The sequence below is a fragment of the Photorhabdus sp. RM71S genome (assembly GCF_042879355.1).
Taxonomy (GTDB): Bacteria; Pseudomonadota; Gammaproteobacteria; order Enterobacterales; family Enterobacteriaceae; genus Photorhabdus; species Photorhabdus kayaii.
Window position 1 is genome coordinate 1 of sequence record NZ_JBHFKV010000254.1, and the last position, 296, is coordinate 296.

The following is a 296-nucleotide window of genomic DNA, read 5'->3' on the forward strand; positions in this document are numbered from 1 at the left end:
GCAGAAAACACTGTGCCGGCCGTCAAAGATGTCTGATGATGGCATTGATTGCACTGATAAAGGAGACGAGATTTTAACTGGCAATACTTATCATGCCCACAATGAGGGCAGCGATACCCCGTTGGCCAGCGCATATCGAACACCTGTTTCTGGCATTGTTCTTCATGACCATACAATGAAATAAACTCATGAATAGAAATGCCTTTTTGGAATTGAATCTGATTTTTAGCCATTTTCATTTACCTCCACACAGACTTATTTTGAGTATACGCCTATGGGAGCTGAATTTAAGTGAT

The 296-nt window shown here is 41.2% G+C and carries 1 protein-coding gene; it reads right to left on the reverse strand.

Going from position 1 to position 296, the window contains the following annotated elements; translation table 11 throughout:
- The coding region (locus tag ACGF5R_RS24780) for a transposase (protein ID WP_387693301.1) at positions 1–233 on the reverse strand (233 nt) is incomplete at its 3' end.
- Between the last annotated feature and the right edge of the window lie 63 nt (positions 234–296).